25 protein-coding genes are annotated in these 21,661 nt (G+C 42.0%); 19 read left to right on the forward strand and 6 right to left on the reverse strand.

Features of this window, described 5'->3' with window-relative positions; translation table 11 throughout:
* Window positions 1-16 precede the first annotated feature (16 nt).
* Window positions 17-439 (reverse strand): CoA-binding protein, encoded by a 423-nt coding sequence (locus tag DACET_RS05505; protein WP_013010388.1) that lies wholly within the window; start codon window positions 437-439, stop codon window positions 17-19.
* A gap of 192 nt (window positions 440-631) precedes the next feature.
* Here DACET_RS05505 and DACET_RS05510 point away from each other — a divergent pair, with 192 nt between their 5' ends.
* Window positions 632-1,261 (forward strand): flagellar hook-basal body complex protein, encoded by a 630-nt coding sequence (locus DACET_RS05510; protein WP_013010389.1) that lies wholly within the window; start codon window positions 632-634, stop codon window positions 1,259-1,261.
* Here DACET_RS05510 and DACET_RS05515 read toward each other — a convergent pair.
* A complete protein-coding gene (locus DACET_RS05515) occupies window positions 1,245-2,339 on the reverse strand; it encodes a sensor histidine kinase (protein WP_013010390.1) in 1,095 nt (364 codons plus the stop codon). The genes DACET_RS05510 and DACET_RS05515 overlap by 17 nt on opposite strands.
* A 160-nt stretch (window positions 2,340-2,499) precedes the next feature.
* Here DACET_RS05515 and argS point away from each other — a divergent pair, with 160 nt between their 5' ends.
* The 13 genes from argS (at window position 2,500) to DACET_RS05575 (ending at window position 14,505) form a co-directional block, all read left to right on the forward strand.
* On the forward strand, window positions 2,500-4,149 hold the full coding sequence (argS, locus tag DACET_RS05520) for an arginine--tRNA ligase (protein ID WP_013010391.1): 1,650 nt from the start codon (window positions 2,500-2,502) through the stop codon (window positions 4,147-4,149).
* Window positions 4,150-4,152: 3 nt separating this feature from the next.
* Window positions 4,153-4,920: an SPOR domain-containing protein gene (locus DACET_RS15465; RefSeq protein ID WP_013010392.1), complete on the forward strand. Its 768-nt coding sequence runs from the start codon at window positions 4,153-4,155 to the stop codon at window positions 4,918-4,920.
* The gene (locus tag DACET_RS05530) at window positions 4,920-6,071 is read left to right on the forward strand and encodes a poly-beta-1,6-N-acetyl-D-glucosamine N-deacetylase PgaB (protein WP_013010393.1); all 1,152 of its coding nucleotides are present in this window, start codon (window positions 4,920-4,922) and stop codon (window positions 6,069-6,071) included. The genes DACET_RS15465 and DACET_RS05530 overlap by 1 nt, the downstream gene beginning before the upstream one ends.
* Window positions 6,072-6,142: 71 nt before the next feature.
* Complete coding sequence (elbB, locus tag DACET_RS05535; RefSeq protein WP_013010394.1) at window positions 6,143-6,805, forward strand: isoprenoid biosynthesis glyoxalase ElbB; 663 nt, start codon at window positions 6,143-6,145, stop codon at window positions 6,803-6,805.
* 148 nt (window positions 6,806-6,953) lie between these two features.
* Entirely contained in the window at window positions 6,954-7,721 is a 768-nt protein-coding gene (surE, locus tag DACET_RS05540; protein WP_013010395.1) for a 5'/3'-nucleotidase SurE, read from the forward strand.
* Complete coding sequence (locus DACET_RS16650) at window positions 7,708-7,836, forward strand: hypothetical protein (protein ID WP_013010396.1); 129 nt, start codon at window positions 7,708-7,710, stop codon at window positions 7,834-7,836. The genes surE and DACET_RS16650 overlap by 14 nt, the downstream gene beginning before the upstream one ends.
* Before the next feature lie 5 nt (window positions 7,837-7,841).
* The gene (locus tag DACET_RS05545; protein ID WP_013010397.1) at window positions 7,842-10,496 is read left to right on the forward strand and encodes a tetratricopeptide repeat protein; all 2,655 of its coding nucleotides are present in this window, start codon (window positions 7,842-7,844) and stop codon (window positions 10,494-10,496) included.
* 16 nt (window positions 10,497-10,512) lie between these two features.
* Window positions 10,513-11,130 carry a MotA/TolQ/ExbB proton channel family protein gene (locus DACET_RS05550; protein WP_013010398.1) on the forward strand — a complete coding sequence of 206 codons (618 nt, stop codon included), beginning with the start codon at window positions 10,513-10,515 and terminating at the stop codon, window positions 11,128-11,130.
* Window positions 11,131-11,535, forward strand: coding sequence for an ExbD/TolR family protein (locus DACET_RS05555; protein ID WP_013010399.1), 405 nt, complete (start codon window positions 11,131-11,133; stop codon window positions 11,533-11,535).
* Entirely contained in the window at window positions 11,536-12,252 is a 717-nt protein-coding gene (locus DACET_RS05560; RefSeq protein ID WP_013010400.1) for an energy transducer TonB, read from the forward strand. It abuts the gene before it with no gap.
* Complete coding sequence (locus DACET_RS05565; protein ID WP_013010401.1) at window positions 12,252-13,406, forward strand: class I SAM-dependent methyltransferase; 1,155 nt, start codon at window positions 12,252-12,254, stop codon at window positions 13,404-13,406. The genes DACET_RS05560 and DACET_RS05565 overlap by 1 nt, the downstream gene beginning before the upstream one ends.
* Window positions 13,407-13,526: 120 nt before the next feature.
* Window positions 13,527-13,961, forward strand: coding sequence for a hypothetical protein (locus DACET_RS05570; RefSeq protein WP_013010402.1), 435 nt, complete (start codon window positions 13,527-13,529; stop codon window positions 13,959-13,961).
* Window positions 13,962-14,034: 73 nt separating this feature from the next.
* The gene (locus DACET_RS05575; protein ID WP_013010403.1) at window positions 14,035-14,505 is read left to right on the forward strand and encodes a hypothetical protein; all 471 of its coding nucleotides are present in this window, start codon (window positions 14,035-14,037) and stop codon (window positions 14,503-14,505) included.
* A 15-nt stretch (window positions 14,506-14,520) separates the two neighbouring features.
* Here DACET_RS05575 and bioD read toward each other — a convergent pair whose 3' ends face one another.
* Window positions 14,521-15,114 carry a dethiobiotin synthase gene (bioD, locus tag DACET_RS05580; protein WP_013010404.1) on the reverse strand — a complete coding sequence of 198 codons (594 nt, stop codon included), beginning with the start codon at window positions 15,112-15,114 and terminating at the stop codon, window positions 14,521-14,523.
* Complete coding sequence (gene bioA / locus DACET_RS05585; protein ID WP_013010405.1) at window positions 15,115-16,440, reverse strand: adenosylmethionine--8-amino-7-oxononanoate transaminase; 1,326 nt, start codon at window positions 16,438-16,440, stop codon at window positions 15,115-15,117.
* Window positions 16,441-16,655: 215 nt separating this feature from the next.
* Here bioA and DACET_RS05590 point away from each other — a divergent pair, with 215 nt between their 5' ends.
* Genes DACET_RS05590 through DACET_RS05605 form a run of 5 tightly spaced genes read left to right on the forward strand, consistent with a single transcriptional unit; the run spans window position 16,656 to window position 19,766 of the window.
* Window positions 16,656-17,072, forward strand: a complete 417-nt coding sequence (locus DACET_RS05590) for a hypothetical protein (protein ID WP_013010406.1) — start codon at window positions 16,656-16,658, stop codon at window positions 17,070-17,072.
* Complete coding sequence (locus DACET_RS16240; RefSeq protein ID WP_013010407.1) at window positions 17,072-17,227, forward strand: hypothetical protein; 156 nt, start codon at window positions 17,072-17,074, stop codon at window positions 17,225-17,227. The genes DACET_RS05590 and DACET_RS16240 overlap by 1 nt, the downstream gene beginning before the upstream one ends.
* 60 nt (window positions 17,228-17,287) lie before the next feature.
* On the forward strand, window positions 17,288-18,445 hold the full coding sequence (gene bioF, locus DACET_RS05595) for an 8-amino-7-oxononanoate synthase (RefSeq protein ID WP_013010408.1): 1,158 nt from the start codon (window positions 17,288-17,290) through the stop codon (window positions 18,443-18,445).
* The gene (locus tag DACET_RS05600) at window positions 18,442-19,029 is read left to right on the forward strand and encodes an alpha/beta hydrolase (RefSeq protein ID WP_013010409.1); all 588 of its coding nucleotides are present in this window, start codon (window positions 18,442-18,444) and stop codon (window positions 19,027-19,029) included. The genes bioF and DACET_RS05600 overlap by 4 nt, the downstream gene beginning before the upstream one ends.
* Entirely contained in the window at window positions 19,026-19,766 is a 741-nt protein-coding gene (locus DACET_RS05605) for a methyltransferase domain-containing protein (RefSeq protein ID WP_013010410.1), read from the forward strand. The genes DACET_RS05600 and DACET_RS05605 overlap by 4 nt, the downstream gene beginning before the upstream one ends.
* An 83-nt stretch (window positions 19,767-19,849) precedes the next feature.
* Here DACET_RS05605 and DACET_RS05610 read toward each other — a convergent pair whose 3' ends face one another.
* Together DACET_RS05610 and DACET_RS05615 are read right to left on the reverse strand one after the other, a co-directional pair.
* Window positions 19,850-20,779, reverse strand: a complete 930-nt coding sequence (locus DACET_RS05610) for a hypothetical protein (protein ID WP_013010411.1) — start codon at window positions 20,777-20,779, stop codon at window positions 19,850-19,852.
* Between the two features lie 37 nt (window positions 20,780-20,816).
* A complete protein-coding gene (locus DACET_RS05615) occupies window positions 20,817-21,551 on the reverse strand; it encodes a HesA/MoeB/ThiF family protein (protein WP_013010412.1) in 735 nt (244 codons plus the stop codon).
* Window positions 21,552-21,661 lie beyond the last annotated feature (110 nt).

Raw genomic sequence — 21,661 nt, forward strand, 5'->3', positions numbered from 1 at the left:
AGGTGTTTGAGCATATTTACTTATCTCCGGCAAGCCCCAGCCTGAGGTATTCTTTGAAGATGCACTTATCCTGAACAAAAGGGATTTCCGCAACGTTGGCAATTTGTGCTGCTTCAACAGACTCTACACCTTCCTGAAGCCATATAAGTTTTGCGTTTTTACCCGCAGCAGCACGAACTATCTCCGGTGCGTATGCGCTTTGGCGGAAAACATCGACAACGTCCGGCTCAAAGGGGACATCTTCAACAGAGTCATATGTAGGGATACCCAAAACTTCCTTTTCGATAGGATTAACTGGGGTAACATCATAACCGTTTTTAATTAAGAATTTCATAATGCCGTTACTGGCTCTTTCGGGTTTGTTTGATGCACCGACAATAACTATTGTCTTGGCGTTTTTTATGAGCTCTCTGAGCTTGTCATCACTTAGGTTTTGCATTTAATAACTCCTTGGCTTGTTGTGATATCATAGTAGTTCTGGTATTCGCTTAAAACCACTGTGTATAATGAGTCAATATAAACATACATTGTTATAAAAGCAACACCTTACAAATTGATTATCTCGGGTATTTGGTTAATAATCCATTGAATTTCTGGTAGAATTGTCACTATATTATAGAAGGAGTTGAAAATGATGCAGGGGCTTTATACTGGTGCAAATGCCATCTCAGTCTATAAAAATTCGCTGATAAATACTGCCAATAATGTTGCCAATATAAATACGCCTTATTTTAAAAGTAATACTCTCCAGCTTAACGAGATGGAGCAGGGTGGAGTAAGTATCTCTTCTATAAGGCAGAATCAGGATTTATCATATACTATCAGTTCTGGCAGAACTCTTGACTTTGTTATTGACGGATCCGGGCAGTTCAGGCTGGAAGACAACAACGGCACATCCTATACCAGAAATGGAGTATTTTATCTGGATGCTGAAGGGGATGTGGTTGACAGTGGCGGACGTAAACTCCTTGAGGATGTTGTGAAACCGGGAGAATCCGCAGAAAGTCTTTCTGTGGGCGAAGACGGCAGTTTCACTGTTGACGGTGAGTTCCGCGGGAAAATAGATGTTTATGACAGCTATGGTAACAAAATACCTGAAAACCTTTACATGCTGAGGTCAGGAATGCTTGAGGTTTCTGATGTCGATTACGCAAGAGAGGTTGTGGATATGATAGTTACAAAGAACGCTTTCAGTGCCAACACCTCATCAGTCAGAACATATGATGATATGCTTGGTTTGATTGTCAATCTTGTAGGGTGACAGGGATTTCAATGAAGAATGTCGTGCCTTCATTTGCAATGGAGGTGAAATAGATACGACCTTTAAGATATCTTTCAGTCAGCAGTTTCATGCTGTAAGTCCCAAGACCGCTCCCTTCTTCTTTGGTTGTGAATGATCTTTTGAATATGCTGCTTTTAACATCTTCGGTCATTACTGTTTTATTGTTTACGCTTAAAGTGACAACGCTGCCGGAACGCTCAAAGTCTATTGTTACCTGTTGCCCTTTGGTGGATGCTTCGCAGGCATTTTTTATCATATTTATAAGCACGCGTTTCAGCAGGACTGGGTCAGTTTGAATATGTGTATTTGTAGCTGTGAAAAGACATTTGATATCCACACCATAATCGATGATGCTGCTTTTTAAAAATTCGCATACATCTTTAAGAATTTCTTTTGTGCATATTTTCGCAGGATTAACTTTAAGTTCGTCTTTTTCTGCCATGGTTATTATGCGCTGAGCCTGTATTTCGTTTTTAAGAGTATCCATCGCAGATATCAGGAGAGCCATATTCTCTGTGTCTCCTTTGCTTTTAACACCGCACTGGTTTGACATGATTTCGGCTATAAGGCTTATTCCGTTCACGATATTATTTATATCATGGAAAAATATCCTTTCCAGAAGATTTTTACGTGTTTCAGAGCTCACATCCTGAATGCAGTATAAGGTGAAAAGGTTATCCTGAATCAGGAGAGGGGATGCGCTCACCTCAAGATCAAATGCATTACCGTTTGTCCCGACGATACGGCATTCACTGAAAGAAGCTTCCCCGTTTAAACTTTTCTCAATACTTTCATTACCGCCGCAGTATTTACAGAAATCTGTAGTTCCGCACATGTCATCGCCTTTTACCGCGTGTATGCAGTTAAAGGCATTTCCGGGACGTAGCCCTAGTTTTGCAGAAAGCTGGTGTTGATCGGAGAATTTTTCGAATTTTTCATTGAAAAAGATAATTTTTCTATCGGCATCAAGTACCATGGTCATTTCATGAACAGCATTCAGGGTTTTAACCAGTACGGGTTGTTGATTAACAAATTTGGTAAATCTATCTGCGGGCATCAGACACACCTAATATAAATAAATTCAGTAAATTGCTGAATTACATAGCTATCATAACAGTATAATTTTCATATGCAACTTAAAATATATGAAAGGTATAGTTGAATTACGCGGCGGAAGCTGATAATATTTCCTCCATATATTATTGAGGAGGCTCAGTTTGAAGCAGATTCTTCAGTCCCTTCTGGACACAGCAATTGAAGATATGATCAAAGAGAACGGACTTGAGGGTTCCGTTCCAGAATATACAATAGAAGTCCCAAATAACTCTGAACACGGAGATTTTGCAGCTAATGCTGCAATGAAATCTGCCAGAATATTCCGTACAAAACCTATGGATATTGCAAAAAAACTTTGTGAGAGAGTAAAGCACCCGATGATAAAAAAATCTGAGGCCGTTATGCCGGGCTTTATCAATTTCTTTATAGATAACGGTTTTTATCATGATGTGGTAAAACGGGCAGCGACAGATGACAGCTTTTTTGAGAGCGATATGGGGCAAAAACGTAAGACGATGGTGGAGTTTGTAAGTGCAAACCCTACAGGTCCTCTCCATGTCGGGCACGGCAGGAATGCCGCATACGGCGACAGTCTCGCAAAAATACTTGCTGCTGCCGGTTTTGACGTCCATACAGAATATTACGTTAACGATGCCGGAAATCAGATGAATAACCTCGGTAAGAGCATATATGTAAGGTATATGGAACTTGCAGGGGGGGAGATCCCTTTTCCCGAAGACGGATATCATGGTGAATATATTATAGATATTGCTAAAGAACTTTTTGAGGAACACGGGCACAAAATTGCAGAAATGCCTGAGAAAGAAGGGACAGATGTTTGCTTTAAGAAAGGGCTGAAGGATATTACCGCCAATATTGCCAACACTCTTAAGAACTTTAAAGTTGATATGGAAGAGTATTTCAGCGAAAAATCACTTTACGAAAACGGCGATGTACCGGCAAGTCTTGATTATCTGAAAGAGAGAGGATTCATCTATGAACTGGACGGTGCTTTGTGGTTTAAGTCCACTGAGTTTGGCGATGATAAAGATAGAGTTGTTAAAAGGAGCAATGGTGAATATACTTACTTTGCGTCTGACATTGCGTATCATAAAAACAAGTATGACCGCGGTTTTAAAACTACAATAGATGTCTGGGGAGCTGACCATCACGGATATGTGAAACGGCTTAGCTCTGCAATCGAGGCTATCGGGTACGAAGACAGAGAGTTTGCTGTGAGTCTCATCCAGATGGTAAACCTTGTTAATGGCGGCGAACGTGTTTCGATGTCTACAAGAGCAGGGTCATTTATAGAGCTTGACTGGCTTATTAACGAGGTCGGAAGTGATGCTTCAAGGTATTTTTACTCTATGAGGGACTATGAAGCTCAGTTTGATTTTGACATCGCTCTTGCGAAAAAACGTGAGTCGGATAACCCTGTTTTCTACATCCAATATGCCCATGCAAGAGTGCAGTCTGTTCTTCGTAAGGCGGCTGAAGAAAATATAGCCTATGAAATTTGCGCAGGACTTGATAATCTTAATTCAAAAGAAGAGCTTGAGTTAATTAAAAAGATTTACGATTATATAAATGTACTGGAACAGTCCGCACGGAACAGACAGCCCCACAGGGTTGGTTATTACCTTCAGGAGCTGGCTGCGATGTTCCATAGTTACTACTTTAACAATAAAATGTTAAACAGTGATAACAAAGACCTTACCTCTGCAAGGCTCACCCTTGCGCAGGCTGTAGGTAACACCATCAGAAACGGACTGGCACTGCTTGGTGTCAGCGCACCTGACAGGATGTAAAAAGTGTTTGGCAAAAAGAAAAACGAAGACAACTCTACTGAAGCTTCGGCAGAAAAGAAGCCTGCCGGTGATAAGCCGATTGTCAGCAAAGGTTTCGGCAATACTATTATTTTATTTATAGTATTTTTCATCGTGTTCACCGTGATAGTGACCGGCGTTGCATTCTTTGCAGATAAGGTTAATTTCTCCGGCTCTAAGAATGACAAAAACCTTGAGGATTTACTTCCTCATGAAAAACTCACTGACCCTAAAGCGGGTGAAAGCACTGAGTATGTTATTGATGAAAAAGGCAATTTAGACAAAATGGACGAGCAGAAGGCAGATCAGGAGCTTAAAATTCCGGAAGCGAAACCTTTACCGGAGACTAAGCCGGCTCCTTTGCCGCCGATAGATATAAAGCCGAGTGTAAAAAAAGAACAGCCTGCACCTAAAAAAGTTACTAAGGCTCCTGCTGCGAAAACTTCTAAGCCAGTTGCTAAACCAGCACCGTCAAAAGCTGTAAGTCCTCTTGAAAAGCTTTCAGCAAAAGCTACAACAGGTGATTACGCTGTGCAGATCGCTTCTTTTAAAAATATTAAATATGCCGAAAATGAAAAGGCAAAGCTCAGTAAGATACTTCCGGATGTTTTCATCGTTAAGGCTGATCTTGGTGAAAAAGGCGTGTGGTACAGAGTGCGCTGCTACAACGGGGTTAGCTATCAGGAAGCAAAGGTTAAGTCTGCTGAAATTGCGAAGAGAACAAATCACAAGCCCTATCCAATGAAAAAATAATGTTAAAAAAACTTTTTATACTGCTGACCCTGCTCATAGTGGCGGGGTCTTCTTTTGCCCAGAGCTATCCTGCGCTTAATGGTGTACAGGTGTTTGTTCTGGATAGTAAATATGATGGGAATATTGACAACTTCTTTGCCGGGCTAAAAGAGCGGGGGATAGACTCCGTATTTCTGCGTGTTTTTCATAATAGCATAGACAGATACCACTATCTGGACACAAACGAAAAGTGCAAAAGCGGTGTTTATTTTAAAACTGATTCTGCATGTGTTATTCGTGATGTCCTCGGAGAGGCAGTATCTGCTGCCCGAAAATATGATATGAAGGTCTTTGCGTGGATGGCGACAAGATCATTATCATTTCTTAAAAAACCGCTATATATGGAGAAAGAGTTTCGTAAGGGCGGGCTTGCGGACGGCTATGGCATGTCAATATTTCAACCGGAGGCAGCTGAGAGAGTTAAGAAGCTTTTTCGTGATCTAGCCTTTTATGACATAGACGGGATACTTTTTCAGGATGATTTTATATTGAGATACAGAGAGGGTGCGTCACCGTATGCGGTAAAAGCCTACGAAGATGATACCGGTATAAAGCTTTCATATAATAAGCTTTTCGGCTGCACAGGCGGAAACGGTATAACTAAAGTGCCGGGCGGTTGCCCTGACACGTTTCTCCCCTGGACTGAATGGAAAAACAGTAAAATGATGGAATTTTACCAAAGTCTTAAGATAGAGAGTATGAAAGTTAACCCTGATCTGGTTTTTGCGGGGAATGTTTATTATGAGACACCGCTGGAAAAGCGTAAAGGGATGAGCTGGTATTCGCAAAGTATCGGCTCAATGCTTGAATTCGGTTTCGATTACCTTGCTGTTATGGGGTATCACGACCAGATAGCGGGCGAACTGAATCTTGTCCGTGATGATGCATTAAATTTAGTTGGTCAGATGGCTGACAATCTTAAAGATGAAGTTGATGCTTCTTCACGTATACTTATGAAAGTACAGAGAATTTCATTCAGCAATTCCAAAAAGCTGAGTGACGATAATATTTCGTCCTTGTGCAGTATGCTTTCAGAACATCCGGAGATCAGCCGCATCCTTTTACCTGTGAACAAAGTGGAAGACCTTGCCGGAACCTGTTTTTCCAATTAAAATTTGCACTGGGGTATCTCAACTGTTAAACTTTAAAGACATTAAAAATAACTCAGCAGAGGTATATTATTATGGCTAAAATTGGTGTGATCCTGAGCGGATGCGGAGTATTTGACGGATCTGAAATATATGAATCAGTCCTTACTCTGTATTTCCTTCAGAAAAACGGTGCCGAAGTTATTATGATGGCTCCTGATGTCGAACAAATGCACGTTATTAATCATTTGAAAGGCGAGCCCGCAGAGGGAGAGAGCAGAAATGTCCTTGTGGAGGCAGCACGCATTGCACGGGGAGACATTAAAGATATGGCTGATGTTGACGTGTCTGATTTTGATGCTCTTGCGATACCGGGCGGATTTGGTGCAGCCAAAAATCTTACCACTTTTGCTGTGGACGGTCCGGACTGTCAGATAAATCCAGATGTTTTAAGGCTTGTCAGGAAAACACTTGAAGCGGGTAAGCCATTAGCTGCAATATGCATTGCTCCTGTTATTGTTGCAAAGGCTCTCGAAGAGACAGGTGTGAAGAGCAAGCTCACTATCGGTAGCGAAGAGGCTGTCGCCGCTGGGATAGAGAAGCTTGGCAGTGAACATGTTGAGTGTCCGGTATCTGAATTCGTGGTGGACAGAGAAAATAAAATAGTCACAACACCTGCGTATATGCTCGGACAGAACATTGTTGAAGTGGCAGAAGGTATAGAGAAGACCTGTAAAGAACTTTTGTCAATGATCTGAGTATCTTTTTACAATAAAATATGAGATTATATTAGGGGTGATGTCGCCCCTTTTTTTGACATTAATTTTTAATTTACATACTTATTACTGGCATGTTTGCACCTTGATAAAAAAAGGTATTTAGGCTAACTTGTTCAGGGGTTTACTAATGAGAATACTTCTTGCTAATGACGATGGAATTTACTCTGAAGGGATTTATGCTCTTTATAAAAAACTGACGGAGATAGCAGACGTTACTGTAGTTGCGCCGATAACCGAACAGTCTGCTGTCGGGCACGCAATAACTGTTGCTGATCCTCTCCGTGTTGTGGATTTTTATAAATTCGGCGAATTTTTCGGATACGGGATAAAAGGCTCGCCTGCTGACTGTGTGAAGATAGCCATAAGCGATATTATGGACAGGAAACCCGATCTTGTTGTTTCCGGTATAAATCACGGAGCGAATCTCGCTACTAATGTTATTTATTCCGGTACAGTTTCTGCTGCTACTGAAGGGGCCATGATGGGAGTTCGTTCTGTTGCGGTAAGCCTTGCTACTAAAGAGAAATATGATTTTACGACCTCTGCTGAAATAGGGGCGTATTTTGCTAAGTATATGTACAGCTCGTCACTTCCTGATAATGCTGTACTGAACATAAATGTTCCTGCGCTGTCTAAAGAGAGGATAAAAGGATGGAGGTTTGCCAGACAGGGGAACTCCAAATACCTTGACACTTTTGCCAAACGTACTGATCCCAGAGGAGGCAGTTATTACTGGCTCACCGGGGAGAAGGTTGAGATTGATGTGACACCCGAAAGTGATGAATACATGGTTGAGAACGGGTATGTCAGTGTTACGCCTCTTATGTTTGATATGACAGACTACAGGATGTACGATCAATTAAAAGATACGGAGGGTAAGGGTGAGTTTAGCTAGGAAATTCATACTTGCTGTTCTAATTGTGTCAGCTTTCAGCGGTATCGTTGGATGCGATGGTGGGTGCTCAGGCGCTAACCCGACATCACCTGAACAGTCAGAGAGTACAAACTGATAAACATGAAGAAAATTATAGTAATTTTTTTAACTATATTCATTTTTTCGATATCTCATGCTGAAGTGGAGGTGCCCGGTTTTGCCTTCACAGGTAAAGAAATCTCTGACTTCAGCATCAGACCATCCTTTAAGAATATCTCAGTATCTTTTAATGTGAAATCTGACTTTGACACATATCTCCGCCAGGAGGGCTTCAGGCTCGAAACCGGCGAAACAAAAGATTATAAAAGTGAAGATCCGGGGGGTATATATTCCGGAGGAATAGGTACGTCTTTATCTTCTGTTTTCGTAGGGGACAGGGCTTACCGGAATAATATCGTCAAGGCATATCTGGATCACAAATATCTTGATGTTATAAAATCCTATAATAAATATTACGAGAAAAAGATAAAGGGGACGTCTTTTGAAGAGGAAGTCCGACTTGTCTATTCTTTTGCTATGATGGAGACAGGGTCAATATCCCAGTCCCTTGACATACTTAAAAATACTGCCAGAAACGGCAAAGGTTATAGAACTGTTGCGGCAGACAGAGTAGCCGAATATATGCTGAACATGAAAGCTTATGAAGAGATGGATATCTTTTCCGGCTCACTTGAAAGTCAGACACCTTATACCCTTTACGGGTGGCTATACTCGCTTCTGAATCTCAAACGCTTTGACCGTCTTGTTAAAACCTTTGATGCGAATAAAGATATTATTTCGCAGGACGGCAGATTTTATGATTTTTATATAACTGCCAGATACTCTCAGGGCGGTTTCGATGATGTAATAAAAGACGCTGACAGGAGCACACCCAATACTGTCGGGCTTGTTGCAGATGCGTACCTTGTCAAAGGGGACAGAGCTTCTGCGGACGGTCTGATTTCCGGAATGGAACAGGGCTCTGTGAAACGCGTTCTGATGGCTAAATCTGCTGTGCTTAAAGGTGATCTTGTTCGCGCGGGTGAATTATTAAGCGAGCTGGACAATGACGAGGATATGCTTAACCTGTTTTATTACTACATAGGCAAATCCTATCCAAAGATGAACCTTGAATTCCTTTCCCAGTTTAACTTCAAAAGCCGAATCAATGCCGATTACCTGAAGTTTTACACCGGAGTATACTATCTGGCGTCTGGCGACAGTAAGACTGCAATACGTTATCTTGACGCTGTTATTTTTAACACTGAGCTCTCCGAACTCGCTTACTATTACAGAGGACTTGCCTATTCAACGTTGGACCTGAACAGAGCGGAGAGATATTTCCTTAAATATATAGAGAACAGCTCGGATGAAGAAAAAATTAATGTCAGCAAATATATGCTGGCTCAGATGAAATATATAGCAGGGGCGTATGATGACGCTCTTATGCTGCTCACCACATGCAAAACAGATTATTGCAAAGTGCTTAAATCAAGGATTTTCCTAGCAAAAGAGAAATACGAACTTGCATGGGTAAATGTTGATAATGTTAAAGGGGATGATGCAGCACTTATCCGTGCCACTGTCCTTTTTCATAAAAAGAAGTATGGCGACGCATTGGATTATCTGAAGCTTATTAAGCACAAGGGGCGTGACAGTGATTATCTGGCTATGCTCTGCTGGCTGAAGCTGGGCAACTTTTATGAAGCGGGGACGATCTTCCGTAATTATAATAAAGATGAAGAGTTTATCAGCAGCTACCTTGAGCATCTTTTCCTGAATGGTCAGTATAGTCAGGTATTGAAACTGACTGATGGTAAGGCTGAATACAGCCTCATAAGAGCGAAGTCACTCTTTTCGCTTGGGAAGCTTACGGATGCCGCAAAGCTTTATAATGTGATAATCAGAAACGGACAAAACAGTTTCGATGCATGGAACGGACTGCTTTCAACCTATACAGCCATGAACGACGGGGCGAAGTTTGAAGAGACTTCAAGACGTATTACAGAAGTAAAAGAGAATTTCGATAAGAAAGATTTCCTTGTCTACCAGACGGCTGTTCAGGCTTTAGAGCTGAAGAATACAAAGCTCGCCACAGTTCTTCTTAACTACTTTTTTGACAGCTTTTTCACCTCTGCATATAAAAATGATGCGTACCTGCTGCGAGGGAAGCTTTTCCGTGATACGGGGCGTATAACACAATGCCTTAACGATGCTGAAGTTATGCTGAGCGAAGGGAAAAGCGATGATGCTCTTTTTCTGAAAGCCGAGTGTCTTCAAACCACTAAACCTAAACAGGCTCTTGCCATTTTCGAAGATATGACAAAGAATTCCGGCAGGTTCCGTGACTTGTCATACAGTAAGCTTATTGACCTTTACAGCACTCCGGCTGATATACTGCGCGCTGTCAATTACTTCAAAGGGCAGGATACAGTAAGATATTATTCAGGACTAGACAGATATCTTGCCACGCTTGATAAGAAAGAGCTGGCTGAAAACAGGGCGCTGCTTGATGAAATGATAGCAGATAAAAACCCGGCTGGTTTAGCTGCTGCTTATTTTTACATAGGTGTAATAAGCTATAATGAAGGAAAATACGAGGAAGCTGCGATTCAATTTATGAAAAGCCACTATCTTTTCCCGACGTCTGAATATAGTGCTAAAAGCCTTAAGATGACTATAGAAGCTTACAAAAAAATGGGACGTAATGACGACATCCCTGTACTTGAGAAAAAACTCAAAGCAATGAAGAGATGATAAAGGAGGATTCTTTATGCTTGATTTCAATATGGAGCTGATACAGAAGGGCGGGGTTCTGATGTATCCTATTATTTTTCTTTCTGTGCTCGCACTGGCTGTTTTTCTGGAGAGGCTTGTGACCCTGCGTACATCCAGATATGTTCCTGCTCTTCTTAAAGAGAAGATTAAGCAGGCTCTTCAGAATAATGATACGAAAGAAGCGATATCAATGTGTGAGAAGGACGGCTCTGCTCTTGCAAACGTTTGCACAGACCTTCTTAAAAACCTTGATCTGCCTCTTCAGCGTCTTATGGAAACTGTTGAGGAGTCAGGTAGATTTCAGTCGAACAGGCTGACACGCTTTCTTCCGACCTTGCAGGCAATCGCAAGCATAGCACCTTTGCTCGGTTTGCTCGGTACTGTTCTTGGTATGATAAAAACGTTTATCGTTATCGGTCAGCAGGGTGTGGGCAATGCTCAGGCTCTGGCTGGTGGTATCTCTGAAGCGCTTATAACAACGGCTGCGGGGCTTTCTGTAGCAATCCCGACAGTTGTTTTTTACTATATTGTCCGTTTTCGTTCCGACCGTGTTATGATCGAACTTGAGAGAGCAGTAAGTGAAATAATCAACCAGATATTCAAAGAGGCTTAAATGAAATTTTCCAAAAAGGGAGACAATAATAATAATATAGAGGTGAACCTTACACCTCTTATTGACGTAGTTTTCCTGCTTCTCATCTTTTTCATGGTGTCCACTACGTTTATCTACTCAAACTCTATCGACGTAAATCTTCCCGCTGCAAAAGGGGACGAAACAAGCGTCAGTGAGAATATACGCGTGGTGCTTACTCAGTCCGGTGTGATAAACATCGATGGTAAAGCATACCCTGAAAATGCTGTGGAAAAACATCTTGCACAGATGAAGAAGAGCAAGCCGGAAAGCACTGTCATTATAGAAGCTGACAAAAACGTGACTCACGGTAGGGTCGTTTTTGTTATGGATGCCAGCCGCAAGGCGGGTTTCGATAAATTTGCTATAGCTGTAGAAGAGGAATAAATGTTACTCAGATTTCTGCCGGCACTGCTTATATCTATGCTGGTTCACTTTCTTATTCTGGGAGCGGTACCGGGGTTTGACCTTATACTTAAGCCCAGAAAGAGGATAGTGGATGTTGAGATAATTACGTCTTCCATAAGGGAGCTTCCTCCTGCTCCTGTCCAGAAGACCGGCTCAAGTGCAGTTAGCAAAAACGCAGAAACTAACGAGGCTACAGCTCCCGCTCTTACTGTACCGGATATCGATATTCCGGATATCGCAGATACAAAAGAGCTGGATGTTAAAATACCTGATCTCAATGTGACAAGGCTTGAAAATACCAGCAGGTTGAAACCTGATAAGGAGCTTTTGAAAGAGCTGAAATCAACTTCAGATGAATTCCAGAAGGCAAATAAGCCAGGGGAAGGTATCCAGTCTGATGTAACTGGAACGGATGCCAGCGCAAGAGACTTCTTTGTAATAAAGAACCTGAACAGAAACAGAAAACTGACCAATACTCCGGATAAACCGACTTTTTCTCTCACCGCAGATACGTCTGTGCGTCTCAGTTTTAAAGTTGACAGAGAAGGGAACACCTATTCCATAACGCTTTTGAACAGTACAGACTCACAGATTGAGCGTCTTGCCATTGACTTTGTGAAGAAATTAAAGTTTAATGCCGTTCTGTCGGAGCAGTCAGAATCCGCAGAAATAATATTAAATTTCAGAGTCAGATAGTGGACAATAACTTAGATAACACATTAGAAAAATACGTAGAACAGCTTATCAGTGAAAAAGGTCAGATAACCTTTGCTGAGTTTATGGATATTGCTCTTTACCATGAAGGGCTTGGCTATTACCAGAAACAGAATCCATTCGGTCAGCAGGGGAGCTTTTATACTTCTGTAAATGCGTCAGAATCCTTCGGGCGAACCCTTGCACGTTCCTTTGTGTATATGACTGAGCTCTTAAAGCTTGAACACCGTTTTTGTGAAATGGGTGCAGGTTCGGGTATGCTGGCGAATGACATTCTTAACTTTCTTAAAGAGCGGGAGCCGAAATTCTACGAAAGTCTTGACTACCTTATAATAGAAAAGAGCGGATACCTTATAGAGCGCCAGAAAGAACTTTTGGATAAGGCACATACGGGTAAAGTTAAGTGGATCAGATTCGAAGAGCTGGACGACTTTAAGGGTGTTTTCTACTCTAATGAGCTCGTTGATGCATTCCCTGTTCACAGGGTTATCCGTATGGACGGTGAGCTTAAAGAACTTTACGTTAAAAAGATAGACGGTGCTCTCCGTTTTAATCCGGGGGAGCTTTCTACTCCTGAATTGCAGGATTTCCTTGATACTATTAACCTGAAAGTGACAGAGACCCAGATAGTTGATATTAACCTTGATCTCCGCCGTTTTATCGAAGCAATGGCGGACAAGATAACCAAAGGTGTTATGCTGACCATCGATTATGGTTTTGAAGCTCCTATGCTTTATCAGTCCTACAGGCGTGACGGCACAGTTACCTGTTATTACAATCACACTCAGAATAATGATTTTTTTGACCGGATAGGCTATCAGGATATTACCGCTTTTGTGGATTTCACTTCTCTTTCTCTTTACGGTGCGGAAAAAGGACTTGAACCTATGGCGTATATGCCTCAGTGGCTCTTTCTCGTACAGTCGGGGATTCTTGACGAGATAAACGAAGCTGAAAATGATCTGTCTAAAGCATCTATCAAAGCTCTCATTATGCCGGATGGTGGATTTGGTACAAATTTTCAGGCATTTATACAGGGGAAAGGTATAGACATTCCCAAAGACTTTAAATACGCAAAACCTGCGAAAGAGACTTTAGCGGAAATGGCAGAATTTTTTAAACCGCTGGAGAACTGATTTTTTAATTTTCTTTTGCTAAGTCATTTTACCGCATAAGCATATTTAAAACATAATCTATTGTCTGTTATGGCACTGTTCCTGCTTATATCTATGAAAAATAGAAATAAGGAGGAAAAAATGTACATCACCACGAACTATAACGCTTCGGCTTACTCTGAACTTGTTGAGAGTACATCAGCCAAGCAGAAATCACTTGTGGACTACCTGACAGACGATGACAGTAGCTCAAAAAGTTCATTTGATTCAGTTTCTTTGTCTGCGGAAACTTATGCTGCTATTAAAGAAAATAACCCCGACCTTCTAACTGCTCTTGGCTATGATCAGGATGCAGATTCATCTGAAACAACATCAACATCGTCTTCCAGTTCGCTTCTGGACAAAGTACAGCTTTCAGCAGAGGCATATGCTGTGCTCAAAGAGACAAATCCTGAAGTTCTGGAGGCACTTGGATATGATCTAAGCGCTGATGAAACAGTTTCCGCTAAAGATGAAAAGGAAACAGATGCGGAAGAGTCTTCCTCGGACGACAGTGATACAGAAGAATCTGCATAAAGGTGAAAAATTTTCCGTATTTTCTGGCACAAAGAATGCTTAATAACCTTTGAAACCTGAAAGGGGGAATAATATGATCGTGAACGGGGTATTTTACCAGTCTTCAAAAACAAGCACAGCCGTTGAGTCAACCGATGTTGAACCTCTTGCGTCGCATCTGACCAAAGAGAGTGAAGAAAAGGCAAAGTCTGTTTCAGACTCTGTCCAGCTTTCTGAAGAAGCATATACCGCTCTGAAAGAGTATGCTCCTGAAGCTCTTACTGCTCTTGGTTATGACTTCAATGACAAGAATGTTGTGCTTGAAGAGATGAAAGAGATTGCAAAAGAAAAATATTTTAACATGGACTCACAGGGCATGCCTATCCCTGAATCTGAAGAGGGGATGATCAGCGCTCTTGAGGTTGCAAACAGATATATTGAAGCCCTGAATTCTATTGAGCCGGATGAGCTGCATGAAGCTGTAGCCGGAGCTAACAGCGCAAGTGCAGACAGCTCTCTGAGTCTGAGTGATATCGCTGGGGTCAGAGAATACCTGCGCGTTTAAATTGGTAAATTGTCGTTAGTCATTTATATATTCGAAATCTTTGCTGAAAACGTACCTGACTGAGTGAGCGGTCAGGTCGTTCAGCATGGATATGTTGAAGTTGTCAAATTTTGTTGTCACATAATGGTTATTGACAGCAAAACCCTCGAAATTTATCCCTTCTGCCTCCAGAAAATGTTTGTTCAAGAGGGCATGGTTTACACAGCCAAGTCTGCTGGGGACAACGACTATGCATGAAAGCCCGCACTCTTTAGCCAGATGATAGTTCATGTAATCATCATCCAGAGGAACCATTATTCCGCCAGCCCCCTCGACAATAAGCCAGTCATAGCCGGACACGGAATTGATAGTTTCAACCGTCTCCTCGAAAGGAAACTGTTCAAATGCTATGTATGGAGCAACTGGCGGCTCTGCAGTATATAGAACACGGCAGTCAGCTCCGGACATCTCCTGCACTGTTTTTGCATCGTCATCGGCTGGATAACCTGTCTGGACAGGTTTGATATAGCAGACCTTTTTACCGCTTTGAACCAAATGTCTGCACAGAAGACCGCTGAAGTATGTTTTTCCGACCTCGGTGTCGGTTCCGGTTATATATATTTTTTTCATCTAAAGCACCTCAAAAATTGATTCGTGGGCAATGTCTACTAACTTAATCATCTCATCCTCTGTTATCACATATGGCGGCATAAAGTATATTACATCCCCGAGGTTGCGCAGGTATGCTCCTTTTGTGATTGATTTACGGAATATCTGAAATCCTGTCCGGTCTTTCCAGTCGAAGCTCTCTTTTGTTTTCACATCTTTAACAAGCTCAACGGCAGAGACACAGCCGAGGTGCCTTATCTCGCCAACGTGCGGTTGTCCTTTGAACTTTTTATTTATATATTCATGCATGACAGGGAATTTTTTTCTGTTTTCCTCTATGATATTCAGCTCTTTGAACATCTTCATTGTTTCGTTTGCTACAGCGCAGGCGAGGGGGTTCCCTGTAAAGCTGTGACTGTGCAGGAATGCTTTTAGGGTTGTGTAGTCATCATAAAATGCAGAGTATATTTCGTCTGTTGTGAGCACAGCGGACATAGGCAGATAACCGGACGTCAGCCCTTTCGAGACACAAATGAAGTCCGGCTGAACGCCTGCCTGCTCAAGGGCGAACATTGTGCCGGTGCGACCGAAGCCTGAGGCTATTTCGTCAAATATGGTATGTATGTCGTAAGCTTTTGCAGCCTCACAAAGTTTTTGCAGATATAACGGCGGATACATCTTCATTCCGCCCGCGCACTGAAGAAGCGGTTCAATTATAACCGCTGTTATTTCGTTTGCGTGTTTCTCTATGGTACGTTCCATATGCTCAAAGCACTGGGCGGAGCACTCATTTCGAGTTTTTCCGTATGGGCACCTGTAGCAGTCAGGACCCTGCACACGGATATTTTCAATCATTATGTCGCCGTATAGCTCTGTGTAAAGTTCTTCTCCGCAGACAGAAAGTGCGCCTAGTGTTTCACCATGATATCCGGAGTCGAGGTATAGGTAGCGTTTTTTAGAAGTGACTCCATTGTTTTTACGGTAGCCGTAGCTGAGCTTCATGGCTGATTCCACAGCAGCGGAGCCTATGTCGGCGTAGAAAACTTTTGTCAGGTTTTCAGGTGTAACGCTGAGGAGCTGTTCAGTCAGTTTTAATGCCGGATCGTGGGTTATCCCTGCAAAAATCACGTGTTCGATCTTGTCCAGCTGGTTTTTGATTGCGTCTTTCAGTCTTGGGTTATTATGACCGAAAATATTTACCCACCAGCTTGAAACTGCGTCTATGTATTTATTGTTTTTATCGTCGTAGAGGTATATACCCTCGCCACGCTCTATTTTAATTATCGGATATGTTTCGTGATCTTTCATCTGGGTACAGGGGTGCCAGATGTTCGTAACTGGTTTCATTTATCTTACTCCTTAGGTATTCCGGAAAGGTCTCTGGTGTGGTGAAGCAATCTTTCAGATGGCAGTGTTTCAACAGTTGGAAGACTGGTTCACTCCGGTAGAGTTCATCGTAGTAATTTAACATATCAGATGTTGTTTGTCATTAAACGCTAACATTTGAACTTGTAAATTGTAGCAAATTGTGTAGTTTTATTTGTTAGGGATGTAGGTGAATAATGAGTAAAGATAAATTTTGTAAACAGAATAAGGACTATGAACTTTATAAGGCTTCCTTGACAGCTTTTTTTCAGAATGAATTGGAGCACGATAAATCTTTATTAAGCATATCTATTGCTGCTATAGGTTTTTATATCGCATTATTTTCAACTAGTAATATAAAAGTTGATAATATTTCGTGTATTGTTATTTTGATTGCAGTTTCTTCATATGCATTTACGATTTTAATTATCTTGCTTATCTTTTATTATAATAAGAAACAAATTTTAGAGATTATTTCAAATCCGACTAATGCTAAAGATATCGAAATGTTAGACTTTTGGGATAAGTTTAAATATTTTCCTTTTATATTTGGGTGCCTTGCAAGTGTTATTTATTTTTTAAATATTATGATCAGTAAAATAGGAGAAGCTTAATGTCAGATAAAAAAAATAAGTTCTATGATGGTTTTAGTGAAATTAATGCAAGTAATACTATGTCTAGTAGTGACTTAATTTCTAAAAAAGAGTGTTTTCGTGTTGTTAGTGCGAATCAGCAATCGACAAAGGATATTAAACCTAAAAAAAAATAATTGGCTCTTTAAATCTTTATAATTATTGAACAGTATTTTCTGCTCTGATATTATCGTGATATGAGAGACAAAATACTAAGAGAACTGGAAAAGATCAAAGCCGAAGACCTCTACAGAGAAATGCCTGCCATGACAGAAGGGGCTGGGCGATATGTCGAAATAGGGGGGCTGCAATACCTGAACCTGTCTTCGAACAATTATCTGGGGCTGTCCGGCGTCGAATCTGTAAGGGAAGAGGCTGAAAAAGCTTTGAGGCAGTACGGAACAACGAGCGGTGCGTCCCGCATAGTAACCGGAAATTATAAGCTCTATGATGATCTTGAGCGCAAAACAGCAAGTTATAAAAACTGCGAGAGGGCTCTTGTGTTTAACTCCGGTTATGCGGCTAACCTTGCCGTTTACACATCACTCTGCGGACGTGAGACACATGTTTTTTCAGATAAACTGAATCACGCAAGCATCATTGACGGCATCCGCCTTTCCGGTGCGAAACACATCCGTTACAAACACAATGACATGGCAGACCTTGAGGCTCTGCTTGAAAAATATAAAGACGTAAAAGAGAAAGTGATCGCCACAGATACTGTTTTCAGCATGGACGGTGACGTCTGCCAGCTTTACAGGATAGTTAGTTTGGCGGAGAAGTACGGCGCAATGATTATTATTGACGAAGCACATGCAACTGGTGTTTTTGGGCGTGGGCGTGGCTATGCTCACGAGATAGGGCTCGCCGACAGGGTTGACGTGCATATGGGTACATTCAGCAAGGCTCTGGGCTCTTTTGGCGGATATGTGGCATCAAGCGAAGTTATTATCGATTATCTGCGCAACAAAGCACGTTCGTTTATCTATTCCACATCGTTACCTCCGGCTGTTGTCGGTGCTTCTGTTGGTGCACTGAAATATCTGGCGAAAAAACCGGAGATAGGCGGCAGGCTCCTCGATGCTGCGGAGGATTTACGTTTTTATCTGTCACAGATTGGGTTTGAGACTGGAATGAGCATGAGTCAGATCATCCCTGTCGTGCTCGGAGGGAATAAACGGGCATTGCTGGCGAAAGAATTTTTACTGTCTAAAGGGCTTTATGTGGCTGCCATCAGACCACCGACAGTTCCGGTAAACACTGCAAGGCTGAGGCTCTCGCTTCGTCTTGATGTTCTGGACGAAATGGACAGGATAAAATCTGCCTTCAAAGAGATGAAAGAGGCGGGTATATGAAAGATGTATTTATATCCGGCTGGTGCGGATATCCTGAGATTTTCGGTGATTTTGCAGATGAGTTCGATTTTGTTGTACCTTTTGTGACGCATTCACTGCGGGACATTGACGATCTGGTGCAGGAGGGCGGAAGAAACCTCTTTGCATGGTCAACCGGGGCTTACCTCATGCTTGACCAGCCTGTGCGTCCGAATTTTGAGAATATTGTTCTTGCTGCACCATTTAAAAAATTTACCAAATATACCCCTGCAAAAGTTCTGGAAAAGATGGTACTAAAATTTGCCCAGTTTCCGGACAAAGTTATTGAAGATTTTTTTAAGAGGTGTAAAAGCCCTGTTATCCCCTTAATGGTTGAGGGGCAATTTTATATACTTATGCATCAGCTTAAGTTTCTTATGAACACAAATATTGAAGAAATAGAGTGGGATATGACTGGAGTCACTCTTCTTCACGGGGCAGAAGATGTAATCGTTGATATCGAAGCATCACGTGATATCCAGTGGGAGACTTCGTGCCTGCTTACTGAGCTGGACGGGGTGGGGCATTATATTCCGCCGGAGATACTTAAACAGCATAAGATATGAAAATACACATTAAGCGTTCGTTCGACGCATCATGCTCCACATATGACTCATCCTGTGACATACAGCGCATGGTCGCCGCCTGTCTTGCCGAAAAGCTTTCCTCCGGTCACAGTAATATTCTTGAAATAGGCACGGGGACAGGGGTTTATACTGACGAACTCCATAAGAAATATCCCGATGCCAGAACAACATGTGTTGATATTTCTCAACCCCTGCTTAAAGAGGCTATGGGGAAACATCCGGACAACTTATACATTTGTGCAGACGGGGAGCGTCTCCCCCTTAGTTGCGGGTTTGACCTCATCACCGGTTCGTCAACGCTCCAGTGGTTCTCGAATCCTGCGGAGAGTATTCCGGACATGCTGAAACTTCTTAAGCCAGGTGGTAGATTCGGTTTTTCTATTTTTGCAAAAGGCACTTTTACTGAGATGGCAATACTTAATAAAATGACAGGTTTCGGCTCAGTATACGATCTGCGTTCATGTGATGAATACATCGAAATAATGCAGGGGTATGATGTGGAGTTTGAAACGAAAGAATATGTGCTCTTTTATGATTCAGTTAAAGAATTTCTTCAAAAGCAGAAGGGTACCGGAGCGACATTTACAGGGGCAAAGAAATTTACTTCAAAGTCTTCATATCAGAAGTTCGTAGAGCTTTACCCTGAACTGTTCGGTGAAAAAGGCAAGATACCTGTGACTTACAATATTTTATATATGCACGGACGGATTAGATGATCATGCAGAATAAACCTAAGTAGGTTAGATGCGCAACATTTTTGTGGGGCATTGATGCCATTCCCTGTTGATGATACAAAGCTTTAGAAGATTATAAGGTGTATTACCCCCCTGATAGTAATGCCGAGCATTGCGCCAATTATTGCAGGTCTGGCTATTGATGCTGTTTTTGCCCCGGCTGTCATCAGTACGGCTATCCCCACCAGATCGAAAGGATTCATGATAAATCCTGCAATCCTGTTGAATTCAGGTACAGACAAGATGCCTTCTTTAAGCATATCAAATGTGATGCCCATCATTGCTGTACCCCCTGCGAGAAACTTTGTCACAATGGGCAGAACACTAGCTCCGGTTATTCCAAATACTCCGAGAATGGGGGAAAGTATATTTTCGAGCATGGTTATTGCATTGAAGTGTTTTAGAAAGCCTACAAAGCAGATGGCAAGTATCAGTAGCGGAATAGATTTGAAAACAATATTGAGGGCTTCCTGACTGCCTTTTATTACTGTATTTAGAGCATTTTCTGTATGGTTGGATGTCACTTGCAGTGTGTCAGTAAAAGATTCTTCCCCCAGTGTTCTGGCAAATATATAGTATGTGGCGGATGCAGATATAAGGCCACCTATTAGGGATGTTGCAAAGATTACAGGGAGGTTTAGCCCCACAGCCGCCATAGGGAATGTTACGTTTGCCTGAGACATCGTAAGAACCATAGAGAAGACAGTGGCTAATCGCCGCTTGTCTGTACCATCTGTCTCCATTATCGCAAATGTTGCCATGGGGGCAGCAAAGCTTACAAGCATTATCTGGAGGGCGGCAAATATCCCGATACCAGGGATCCCGAAAGGCTTTACGAGAGGTGCGAGCAGTTTGGCTGTGAATGCGAGAACTCCTTTTGCCTCCATCAGCTTCATAAAGCCCATCATAACAACCAGTATAGGCAGCAGGATGTATAGAGCGATGTCAACTCCTGTTTTACCGGAGGTCAGGATAATATTAATTATAGCTTCCATATGTGATTATTACACATATTAGAAACAAATTACAAAGCTATCTCCTGCCGCATACAGGGCAGTCAGGGTTTCTTTTGAGTTTTGGCGTTATGGTACGCATGGTGTTGAAGTCTATATGCATCATTTTCCCTTTCAGCGGTGTTCCGTGTTTCGTGATTATCTTTACAGCTTCGACAGCGGCGAGCGAGCCTATTGTCCCTGACACTGCGCCCAATACTCCAAAACCGAGCTCTTTCCAGTCTGGCACGTCTTCTGATACAAAACATCGCAGACATGCAGTTTCATGTGGGAATATGTTAAAATAATAACCGACCATATCGTCCATTGCTGCTTCTATCATCGGTACACCGAGCTTAACACATGCGTTGTTCATCGCCATACGTTCAGGAAAGTTTGGTCTTGCTGACACGGCAACATCGCACCCTTCGATAAATTTTTCTGCTTTATTTTCGTTCAGGCGTATATTGTGCATTTCAAGTTCTATGTCTGGGTTTATTTTAAGAATGTTTTCAACCGCGATATCTATTCTGGGCTCGCCAATACGGTTGACATCCATCAGGTGCTGACGATTCATATTGCTCTCAGTGAGGTTTCCGTAGTGAGATATCACCATTCTGCCTATACCTGCTGATGCGAGATATGCAGCTGTTGCACCACCCAGACCGCCTATCCCCCCTATAAAAACAGAAGAGTTTTTTAATATATCCTGTTTTTCTCTACCGAAGTCCTTTAGCATTATCTGACGTTTATATCTTTCGTAGTAATCATGCATTTTCCGCTCCATGTAAATAATAATATTGATATTCTAGAACTATCTCCGGAAATTGCAAGATTTGCATATGGAATATATGTATTGTTTTCCTCTATGATGTTTGACTGTCG

This window comes from Denitrovibrio acetiphilus DSM 12809 (assembly GCF_000025725.1).
Lineage (GTDB): Bacteria > Chrysiogenota > Deferribacteres > Deferribacterales > Geovibrionaceae > Denitrovibrio > Denitrovibrio acetiphilus.